This window comes from Aeromonas sp. QDB14 (genome assembly GCF_027707845.1).
Classification (GTDB): domain Bacteria; phylum Pseudomonadota; class Gammaproteobacteria; order Enterobacterales; family Aeromonadaceae; genus Aeromonas; species Aeromonas caviae.
Genome location: NZ_JAPCJD010000118.1, coordinates 1 through 7,762 on the forward strand (window position 1 = coordinate 1; position 7,762 = coordinate 7,762).

Genomic DNA, 7,762 nt, shown 5'->3' on the forward strand with positions numbered 1-7,762 from the left:
GGGTGACGTGAGCGCGTTAAGGATCAGGGTGTTCACGTTGGCCGGAATGGCTGTTCAACTTCGCCGGAATACGCACTTGCAGGGAATTATATCTGTTCGTGTCGGTCAGGTAGCACAGGGACAATTACAAGGGGTGCTGACCAGTTTGACCCACCTGACAGGTGTAATCGGTCCACTTGTTTTTGCATTTTTGTATAGTGCAACCCGCGAAACGTGGAATGGATGGGTATGGATAATTGGCTGCGGATTATATGTAGTTGCATTGATTATACTGAGGTTTTTCCATCCAGGTAGGGTAATCCACCCGATAAATAAGAGCGATGTACAGCAGAGAATTTGAGCAACAATGCTGTACAGCACCGTAAATTCTGGCGCCCTACTCGGTGGATAGAGGTGAGCTGGTAGGTGGGTCTGGGATTGCGATCCATTAATCATCCTTTGGCAGCAACCGAGATAGGCCCACTTGAGCCGGTAGTTCCCCGATGACCTCAATCTTCCAACCCGTCATATTGGCCCGACACATGTGATAATGGTGCGCGATGTTGGCCTGCGCTTGCAAGGCGTGACGGGCTTTATCTAGTGCCTCAGTTGCATTGATGCCAATGCGGTTTAGCAGGAGTTCAACGCGGGTCTCCAGTTGCCTGCGTTCATGGGGGGAGAGTACCCCGGCCATTACCTTTGGCGCTACGTAAAGGCGGGCGTCGTCTTGCGAAATAGTCTTCAAGACACCGCGAGCGTACTCATTGGCGAGAGTGACCTCCTGGGCCATGTATTTGTGCATGAGGTGACCCTCTTCGAGGCGCATGATCACCTCGTTGACGTTGTAGTGACTGTGTTCCTCCAGATAGTCACGGACAAGGAGCTTATGGGCCAGCGCGATGACATCAGCCCGCTCGATATCGTTAGTGAGCCGAAGGCGTAATTCGGTTGCGCTGGCTAATTTGCCCATCGCGGCAGAAAGCAGACGACCACGTTGCGCCTGACCGGGGGACTCATCGCGACCGATAACTCCGGTTGGCAGGAATTTATCGGCTATCTCGCGGCTGACGGTGACGCGAATGCGGCTATTTTCCACGGTGAGGGTTTGATGCTTCATGTTACTGCTCCTGAGTCTGTCCGATGCCCGCGCCCACGGGGCCATGCCTATCATAATTGCGAGAGGCCTTTCGTGGGTAATTACACTGACTTGACCACTTACTTTGCACCCAGCCTTTTTAGAGAAGGTTCTTATGGCTGGATTTGCATCAGTGGTTAGGGGTGACGGCCATTGCCGACCTTGGGATAGATGGGCGTAATGATGACCAGCATCCAGGGCCAGGGAAGCAGTTACTCTATTCAAGAGAGGAAAACTTCTTTACGGGTCTGGCGGCGTTTGCTGTTGAACTCGTAATCAGCGAAGGTCAATTGATGACTCACGTTGGAGTTCGTTCTTGGTACAAAAGAGACTCTGGTGGTACTATGTCAAGGCCTTGTAAGGTATTGATTTTTAAGGTTCTAGCCCTTCCGATCGCTCAGCTACGGGCACATCTTGCTACGCAAGAGCACGGAATAAGCCGTGGACAACGCTGCGCGTTGACGCACCGCTTATCTCCGCTTGTACCCGTAGTCGCTCCCCAAGGGAATCAATCTCCTCTCATTTCTTCAACAGATCACGCAGATAGCTGTTCCGGTTATGGGCATTGCTGGGCGCTTTGGTGATGGCTGCAAACTCAGCTGTGCTGCCCACGATATGGACCTCATGCTCGGCCCTGGTTATTGCGGTATAGAGCCAGGCCCTGTCAACGATCCTCCCCTTTTGCAGCGCGATGATGATGCGTGGGAACTGCGAACCCTGAGCTTTATGGAGTGTGATGCAGTAGCCCAGCCTCATACAGTCCAGCAGGGATTGGGTGACATACACGCTCTCGCCTGTGTCCAGTTCAACCACTCCGTAGTCATCTCCAGCCCCGACAGCGCGAGTTAGCGTTCCGAGCGAGCCATTTTGAATGCCTTTCTCGTAATTGTTCTGAGTGAAGAGGATCACATCTCCTTGGCGCAAATCGTTGCGGCGGTAGGTTTCGCCATACATCTCAAATATCATCCGAGCACCATCAGGGTTGACGGCCTCCTGAATAAGATTATTGATCTCCGCCACCATAGCGGTGGTCGCACCTACCACTCGGCTGTTCTCGGGGGATTGCTGATATAACTCGGCACAGACTTGGGCGATCCTCTCTTTGGATGTTTCGTGGAAATAGACGTTACCCATGCTCAAGTGCTCCGGTATGAGACCTTGATTGACCTGCATAGAGTATTCAGGAATGCCTGTGGCTCCCTTCTGGCGTTTAACGATGTCCAGGGTCACGTTCGCAATGGCCTGTGATGCAACGATATCGGCTAGCACCTTGCCACATCCTATCGGAGGTAGCTGGTTTGGGTCACCCGTGAATATGATCCGCACGGTGGGGTGCAGATGGTTGGTGAGCCGATACATGGTGGGCAGGTCGATCATGGATGCTTCATCGATTACCAGCAGATGGCTGGGAAACCCATCAGATGGTTCTATGGGCTCTTGCCGCAACAAGGCGGAAATGGTCATCGTCCTAAAGCCTATCGACTCGTATAGGCGCATTGCTGCGCGTCCAGAAAGGGCGACAGCATGCACCTCAAAGCCCATTTTGCCATAGGCCCGCAGTGCCGTTCTGAGCACTGTGGTTTTGCCAGTTCCTGCGCCCCCCGTGATGCAACTCACCGCATTGTTTAGCGCGGTGAGCACCGCTTCATTTTGCATCGCGGTCAATTCATAGGGCAGCTCATTAACCGCTGCGAGAAAAGCAGCATTGGTGGACTCATCGTAACGATTTTGCTGTTTAGCAAGTTTCAACAGCCGCTTGGCAACAACAGTCTCCATCAGCAATTGTGCGGTAGGGTGATAGGTGCCTGCTTCATGGTTCAGCACATACTGGGCTTGGTGGTAACCAGCCTTGAATGCTTGTGCTGCCAACTCGCCGTCACCAAGCAATTTGGTCAGCAGGGGGCGAAGCCTGGCCTGCGTGGTGTAGGTGTGGCCTTTTTCCACTTCCGCGTGGATGGTGAACTCCAGGGCGGCACTCAGCCTCGTCGGATCTTTTAGTTCTACCTCAAACTTCGTTTGAGAAAGCGCATCCACGTCTTCAAACCCCATCCCGAAGCCGACCAGTAGGTAGGGATTCGCTTTGATTGCATCAACGGAGCTTTCGCCATGAAATTTCAAGATCCGCTGCTGAATGGGTGAGGGAATCCGACACTCTGCCATCCAATTGCAGTGGTTCAGATTTTTGTATTTTGCGTAGCCGTTGAACAGGGCATCAATAGATACATCACTCAGAATACCCTTGAGGCGCTCTCTGGACTCTGGTGTGTCGGTGCGCAGGGTGGCGTGAAATTGCTCACCGAGTAGTTGCCATAACGCCCTGGCTTTACCGAGGCCAATTCCCTTGAAATCAGGCTCCTTGGCAATGAACTGGATCAGCTGCTCACCTGTCTCCGGCAGGGTGCATATCACGTGCTCAGGTGATTCATAGGTATGTTGCTGCATCACAACATCACCAATCTCGACCCTCTCAATGAGAGGTTTGCCATGGACTGTCCATTGCTGGCCCTGTGACGGTTGTGCCGGAAGAGTGTCAGGCCGCGCTTTAATGGTCACATAGTATTTGCCATCCTTGATCTGGCTGGTCTCGTCATTAAGTGGTATTCCAGAGAAAATCACGTAGCTGGATGAGCTATATGGGATACTGGTAACACGAAATAGTTCGGAATGGAGAGATTGGTTCATCGTGGCAAGATCCCCATTTCGGCCAATGTCTCAGATAGCTCACCGAAGCGCTCCAGTCTGGCTTTTAGTTCCCTTAGCTGCGCTTTCAGTTCAATATTCTCCTGCTCCAATATTGATACACGTTTGGTATCAAGTAGGCGTCGATGAGTCGTAGGGTCGTATACCTTTGGATGAGCTACACTCGCTATGGCCTGAGCGGTGAGTGGCGGAAGCACCCCGTGTTCCCTAAGCTGGTCTTCCAATTTCTGCAATTGCCTACGAAGCTCAGGGTTCTGCACTAAGGCAGAGCGGCCACAGCCAATAGCTTTCGTGATTTCACTGCGGCTGAGGCTGCCCCTGTAACTTAATTGTCGATACGTCTCATCAGTCTGGGTTGCCATCCATAGTTCAAACGCCTGGACGGTTGCTTTGGCTTTTTCTGTACCACTCGCCATTATTGACCTCCTGTGCGGCGTTTAACTTCTATAAGCGGCTTTCCAAGCATATCCTGTAATTTTTTTAGCTCGGCACTATCTGTTGGAAAATTATCAATTGATGTCATTCTGACACCATGCATGTAAGCATTATATTGCCATACTATGAAACGCTGTTTGTATGCATCATTCAAACTATTTAATCTGGCTAATTCATTCTCTAAAAGAGCAACCTTTTTTATAAGATACTCAAGCGTTACATCACGCTCTTTGGTAGGCTCAGGTTGAGAAAAACGTTCTTTTAAAAATGTCTTTCTTCGCGAGTATGCATCTTGAATATCTTTGTAAGAGGATAATGATTGACGTTGGACGCCACCTTTAACATCAATCATTATGGCAACTTTTTGACAGAGCAAGTCCCAAGTTAACTTTCCTTCCCAAGTATTAATTAGACCTAGTATATTAGGCAGGTTTTTTTCTGTGATAACTATTTTAGGCATAACAAATCACCCATAATATTAAACGCTTTAGAATCGATAGAGTCAGGCGATTGAACTTCAATATTAAGCCCCTTCTCTAAAAGAACAACCTTGGCTGGCGAGGGATCATATACATCAGGAATACGAATGGGGGTGCCATCAAGAACATTTTCATCCTCTAATAGCCGGATCTTTGTTCTAATATGAGCAAGTCGCCAACCGTGTGAGCTAACCCAGCGGTCAGCACCAAAGGCCCCCATTTTATGGCTTTGCTGTGCTTTTTCGAGTTGAGCTGCCACTTGAACTTCTCGTACTTTCAACAGCTCCAATGAGCTACTGAAGCCTTTGATACAGACCAATTCTTTGCAGGTTTCACAGTCACCGTTTCGCTGACATGGAATCATGGCAAAATCATGTTCACACACGCCTAGCTCTGTTACTATCGCTGCACCAGTAAGGTTCTTTCCGATTTCCTCGAAACTAATTGGAAGGTTACATTTTATTTTTTCCAACGTGTTTGCATTTTCAGGGATAGTAATAACTGCAATTGCATTGGACTTTTCTTCTTCTGTGCGATGATCATAGCTGGCATTATCAGCAACTCTTGCTCTCCCTGCCCAGTTTGCAAGCGTCAACTCATCCATCCCACCCCGTTCAGCTTTGGTACTGAGCCAATGCCTAGCTTGATGGGATGTTATATCGGGTTGTGAGCCATCCTCTCGTAATATGTTATGTTTCTTCCAAAGGTGGACTCCTTTTCTGGCCTCAGACCTAGAAATCCTTGCATTAATTATGTTCACCGTAGGTAAAACAAACGAGTGTTGAATAACATCATGTTCCGCATGTAACTCACGGTCTCTATATAGTAACAAAGCCTCTGAGGCCTTAACTTTTTTTGCGTTATCAACAAAAGGCCAGTTAACCAATTTACTGATATACACCATACTCCCATTGTTATCTGGATGCGTTTCTGCATACATCGCAGCCTCCCGTGCAGGCATGCTAATTTTTTTCAATCGTTCGATAGCTTCCAAAGCTACATCTTGCATGACAGTAGGAACCCATTTAATCCCTTCGTTGCCATTTTTGGCAGGCACCCAACGTATTCCAAGTTTAAGTTCTCCGCTGCGATTCTCCTCCCATACAGTACAATCTATAGGCAATGAGAATAACTCAGAGCATCGGGATGGTGCTTGCATGAGCAATGCTATTGCAGAAGTAAAATATTCTGCTTCAATACCTAATGAAGGTGCGTCATGAAATAACTTAGCAAATAACATCATATCCTCTTCTGAGGGCAATTTATTTTTACGATGTTCTTTTCCATTCTCGTCAAGTTGAATAGTTAAATCTTTTACTTTTTGATATGGATTTGACCACCCAGGAAGACTCGGTGTTATAAAGTTGTCACGGCAGAAATTAAGAAGAAGCTCCATTTGATAGCCCGCTTTATTTCGACCTGCCAGATTTGATATGCGTCTATTAAAAATATCGCCTAGCCTTTCTAAAACTAGGCCATCGAGCATCAGAATATCTGCTTTATGTTTTGATAGAATCAATGCTTCTTCAAGTATTCGAATAGCTTCGAAATGTCTGTGAAGAGTTGTTATGGGTTTTAATGCGTAAATGTAGCGAATGTATGCTTTTGCAAAATCAATAAATGGTGCACCTAGGGGAGAGAAACTATAGGAAGTTGATGGCTCTAAATTTGTGGAGAAACGGGCAACAACACGGCGAGTATTGTGAAAAGTGTGCCATAAATTATGATCCCAGCAATCTTCACCGAAAACAGTTAATTTGTTTTTGCTACTTTGAATGAATTTTTCTAGATTTGCTTCTGAATTCAGTTCTATCGCAGGCTTAAAATGGAAAATGTTACTGTCCACTGACTATCCTCATGCTCGTTGTTGTTTCAGTTCAAAGCATTTCTGCACAACCCATTCAACTGCTAAAATTAGCCTATCTTTTGTTGCCGCGTACTCTTCACTTTTTGTCGTTTTCAACCTTACCTCTTTCTCTGCATATAGATGGGATAAGAATTTCTCGTGAGGAGCATCTAATAATGGTCTAAATTTTTCACAAGTGTAACAACTTTCATACCCCTTAACGCAAAAGTCATTGGTGCCGCATGCTCCTACGATATCGTTATCCTTGTTTGGTATGCGAGCAGCAAGGTCATGTCCTCGCTCACCCTGCTCTAAGTCAACGATAATGCGACCTAGGAATGCATTAGCAAAGGGGGCCAGTTGTTTGCCAATGGCCTTGTCAATATAGGTCACGGTATCTGCGGTATTTTCCGTATAGACCTTAACGTTTTGTGTATCGTTGTGATCCAATGCCTCCGCTATGATCAACGGCCCCAAACCTTTTCGACCAAGGTTTGTTCCTCTTGTATGACGAAACCGCCTAGCCGTTATATGAATATAGTCCCCAGTTCTTTCAGAAATAGCTTTTTGTTTTCTTTGGAAATTTTTTAGCAGGTGTTCTCTTAGATCTGTTGATGACATATTTAAAATGTCAGTATCTAATAAATCATCAGTCAAAGATGTTTTTTTAACCGCTAACTCAAAAACCATTGCCCAATCAATAAATAATGGGATTTTTGTTGCTTGAGAAGCAGTCAGTTTTATTGAGAGTTTTGATTCAAACTTCTCTGTTTCATCTCTAATTAAATTACGCAACGTTAGATAGAGCTCTTCCGTAATGGGGAATTTTTTAAAAGAGAAACGAAACCCACCACCACGCTGCTTTGCTCTAGGTATATTGAGGTAAAAATTTGTCACATTCTTACTATGATCATGTTCTTTAAATAAACCTGATTACCCATGATTAGCAGTCAGTTACCACGAACTATACTGATCTTACGTACAGTTATCGAGGTGCGAGATCATGGCCAAAAGCAAAATCCAATTCCAGAAAGGCTACAGCCTGTTTGAGTTTCTCAAGGACTATGGCACTGAGGCTCAGTGCGAAAATGCGCTGTTCACTTGGCGTTTTCCTAACGGCTTTGTCTGCCCTGAATGTGCCAACAAGACCTGTTGTCGCCTGAGAAGGCGGCCACGTGTGTGGCAATG

General features: G+C 46.9%; 6 protein-coding genes and 3 pseudogenes. 2 read left to right on the forward strand and 7 right to left on the reverse strand.

Going from position 1 to position 7,762, the window contains the following annotated elements; genetic code table 11:
* Positions 1-340, forward strand: a pseudogene (locus PG887_RS21170) (hypothetical protein); the annotation flags it as partial.
* Positions 341-427: 87 nt separating this feature from the next.
* Here the strand turns inward: PG887_RS21170 and PG887_RS21175 are convergent.
* The 7 genes and pseudogenes from PG887_RS21175 to PG887_RS21205 form a co-directional block, all read right to left on the reverse strand.
* On the reverse strand, positions 428-1,096 hold the full coding sequence (locus PG887_RS21175) for a hypothetical protein (RefSeq protein ID WP_017780890.1): 669 nt from the start codon (positions 1,094-1,096) through the stop codon (positions 428-430).
* Positions 1,097-1,254: 158 nt separating this feature from the next.
* A pseudogene (locus tag PG887_RS21180) lies at positions 1,255-1,416 on the reverse strand (IS5/IS1182 family transposase); the annotation flags it as partial.
* 217 nt (positions 1,417-1,633) lie between these two features.
* Entirely contained in the window at positions 1,634-3,796 is a 2,163-nt protein-coding gene (locus PG887_RS21185) for an AAA family ATPase (RefSeq protein ID WP_025202554.1), read from the reverse strand.
* Positions 3,793-4,230, reverse strand: coding sequence for a VPA1267 family protein (locus PG887_RS21190; RefSeq protein WP_025202555.1), 438 nt, complete (start codon positions 4,228-4,230; stop codon positions 3,793-3,795). The genes PG887_RS21185 and PG887_RS21190 overlap by 4 nt, the downstream gene beginning before the upstream one ends.
* Positions 4,230-4,709: a hypothetical protein gene (locus tag PG887_RS21195; RefSeq protein ID WP_049866848.1), complete on the reverse strand. Its 480-nt coding sequence runs from the start codon at positions 4,707-4,709 to the stop codon at positions 4,230-4,232. The genes PG887_RS21190 and PG887_RS21195 overlap by 1 nt, the downstream gene beginning before the upstream one ends.
* Positions 4,697-6,574, reverse strand: a complete 1,878-nt coding sequence (locus PG887_RS21200) for an integrase (RefSeq protein WP_041207315.1) — start codon at positions 6,572-6,574, stop codon at positions 4,697-4,699. Before PG887_RS21200 ends, PG887_RS21195 begins: the two co-directional genes overlap by 13 nt.
* A 9-nt stretch (positions 6,575-6,583) precedes the next feature.
* Positions 6,584-7,474 (reverse strand): annotated as a pseudogene (locus tag PG887_RS21205) (site-specific integrase); the annotation flags it as partial.
* Positions 7,475-7,577: 103 nt separating this feature from the next.
* On the opposite strand from PG887_RS21205, the gene PG887_RS21210 reads away from it, so the two are divergent.
* Positions 7,578-7,762, forward strand: a 185-nt coding sequence (locus PG887_RS21210) for a transposase (RefSeq protein ID WP_270822849.1), incomplete at its 3' end; no start/stop codon positions are given.

What these genes read in the sequence shown, in the direction of transcription:
- PG887_RS21190 (WP_025202555.1), bottom strand. Translation starts at nt 4,230, where the DNA reads ATGGCGAGTGGTACAGAAAAAGCCAAAGCAACCGTCCAGGCGTTTGAA.
- PG887_RS21175 (WP_017780890.1), bottom strand. Translation starts at nt 1,096, where the DNA reads ATGAAGCATCAAACCCTCACCGTGGAAAATAGCCGCATTCGCGTCACC.
- PG887_RS21195 (WP_049866848.1), bottom strand. Translation starts at nt 4,709, where the DNA reads ATGCCTAAAATAGTTATCACAGAAAAAAACCTGCCTAATATACTAGGT.
- PG887_RS21185 (WP_025202554.1), bottom strand. Translation starts at nt 3,796, where the DNA reads ATGAACCAATCTCTCCATTCCGAACTATTTCGTGTTACCAGTATCCCA.